Source organism: Mycobacterium sp. TH-M11 (assembly GCF_057473725.1).
The window spans coordinates 1-2,290 of record NZ_JBYCLD010000029.1; the positions used below are offsets into that span (position 1 = coordinate 1).

Sequence of the window (2,290 nt, forward strand, 5' to 3'; positions counted from 1 at the left end):
GGCTCGGTTTTGGGCTGGGCTCCTCGGTGGTGTCGTTGGCCTGGCGCACCGACGAAGACATCGCGGTGAGCCGCAACGACGCCGTGTTTCCGGTGTCCTATGTGAACATCGACGGGGTGAACTCCGATGCGCCGAGCGGTAATTTGCAGCAGCCGGTCGGGGTGATCGCGGCCAACCCGTCGACGGTCTACGTCGCCGATCCGCGTGGTGTGATGCAGTTGTCTATGTCCGGCGCCGAGGGGCTGTCGGGTTGGCTGGACGTGCCGGCGTTCATGGCGGGCGGCGCGATCCCGGTGATGCCGGGGTAAGGCCGAATTTGGTGACGGTTGAGGCTGTGCGGCTGCGTTAGGGTTTTCCTCGTGTCGGATTTGCGGGTTACCCCGGAGATGCTTGCGCACGTGTCGGCCGAGTTCGACGCGGCTGCACAACAGCTGCGCGACGGCCTCGGGTCGCTCGATGGCGAAGTCAGGCAGATCCTCGGTTCCACCTGGACCGGTGAAGCAGCCTCCGCGTACAACGCGGTGTGGCGCGAATGGCATGAGGGATCGTCGAAAGTGCTCCAAGGTCTGATGACGATGTCGGAGCTGTTGAAGTCAGCGGCCGGCGGTTATTCGGGCACTGATCAGGCTGGTGGTGCGAGTATCGCGGCGTCGGGGATATAGGTCATGGGCGCATTCAAGGTGGATCCGGCGGCGCTGTTGGCCGCTGCTGATCAGATGTCGTCGTTCGAGCAGCGTATGGAACAGACGTTGGCGCAATTGGCGGCGGTTGAGCACCAGTTGGGTGCGACGTGGGATGGCTGCGGTGGGCAGGCGCAAGCTGCTGCTCAGCAGCGGTGGACGGAGGGCGTGGCCGAGATGCGGCGGGCGCTGGCTGATTTGCGGCAGGTCGCTGAGGGCGCACACGAGAACTACCACGGCGCGGCGCAAGTGAATCTGCGTAACTGGGGCTAGCCCGTGGGCGGGTACGAGGTCGACCCGGCGCGGTTGGCCGCATCAGGGAAATCTGTTGGTGCGCAAGGCGATGCCTTGGTCGCATCGTTGGCGGCCTTGGAGTCGGCGCTGACGGGGTCGGGGCTGATGTGCGGTACCGACGAGGCGGGCCTGGCGTTCTTCACCGACTACCGCAAAGGCGCACAGGCGTTGACCTCGGCGGCCGAGTCAGCGGTGAACGCCTTCCGGAACGTGGGCTACGGCGTCGAGGTGTCGGCGCATAACTATGCGTGCAGTGAGACTGCGTCGACGGTTGGCGTGGGTGGGGAATCCATCCCGGTGCCCGCGCAACCAACGAGATATACGGCATCAGGGATCTCCGGACAGTCGGGCCCGGAAATTACTCAGCCCAGCTTGTGGGCGATAGTTCAGCAATTCGTTGGTGGGTCGTGGCCGAATGGCAATCCGGCGACGATGCGGGCTGCCGCCGACGCGTGGCGTGCGCTGGGCACGGCGATATCCGCCGCGTCGGGTGATGCCGGCGGGTGTCTGGCGGGCGTGGCGGACCACGACATTCCTGAACTGGCTGGTATCACCGGCGCTCTGAAGACATTGACCGAAGGCAGCCACGATCTGGGCGGTCAGTGTAGTTCGCTTGCCGCATCGTTGGATTCGTTCGCCGGCGAAGTGCAGAGCTCGCAGGACGCGATCCGGGATCTGCTGCACCGGTTGAGTGTGTCCGGGATTCTCGACGAACTCGGCGCGATCTTCAGTGGACACAACCCGCTCGACGACCTCAAGCAGATCGGCCATGACATCTCGGCAATCTTGCATACCCTCGGTCGCGAGTTGGATGCTCTTGCTTCCGGCTTTCAACTGCTGATCGACGGAATGGACGGTTTGATACGCGAATTCGAGGCGTGGGATCGCAAGGAATTCACTCACTTTTTCGGTGATCACGTCGGCAACGCCTTGGCGAGTGGCCTCAACTCCTACCTCGACATCGAAGAGGGAATAGCGAAGTCGGGATTAGAGGTATTGCAGTCCGTCCCGACGATGTTGGCCCATCCGGTCGATACGGCCAAGGGCATGGTCACGCTGGGCAAGGACATGCTGGAGGTGTCCACGCCTCTGGGGATGCTGGATCCCGAAGGCGTCCAGAAGGCTGAAGGTCATCTGTTGAATGTCGTCAAAGGTGTTGTCGACTATAAGGATTGGACGAGTGACCGGCCGTTGGTCGGGTTGGGCGACAACCTGGGCAACGCTGCGCAGGTGTTGATTCCCGGCTTGGCCGAGGCCAAGACCGGTTTGACTGCAGGCAAGGTGGGCGAGGAGGGGGCCCAGGTGGCCCGCGCCGA

Annotated in this window: 4 protein-coding genes; all 4 read left to right on the forward strand. The window is 63.5% G+C overall.

The genetic code is table 11. The annotated features are described in order from the left end of the window. Positions 1 to 308, forward strand: a 308-nt coding sequence (locus AC2VOG_RS01295) for an LpqB family beta-propeller domain-containing protein (protein WP_486938106.1), incomplete at its 5' end; no start/stop codon positions are given. A gap of 51 nt (positions 309 to 359) precedes the next feature. Beyond that, on the forward strand, positions 360 to 662 hold the full coding sequence (locus AC2VOG_RS01300) for a WXG100 family type VII secretion target (protein WP_486938107.1): 303 nt from the start codon (positions 360 to 362) through the stop codon (positions 660 to 662). Between the two features lie 3 nt (positions 663 to 665). After that, positions 666 to 953, forward strand: coding sequence for a WXG100 family type VII secretion target (locus AC2VOG_RS01305; RefSeq protein WP_486938108.1), 288 nt, complete (start codon positions 666 to 668; stop codon positions 951 to 953). Positions 954 to 1,028: 75 nt separating this feature from the next. Beyond that, positions 1,029 to 2,290: WXG100-like domain-containing protein (locus tag AC2VOG_RS01310; protein WP_486938109.1), on the forward strand; the 1,262-nt coding region annotated here is incomplete at its 3' end.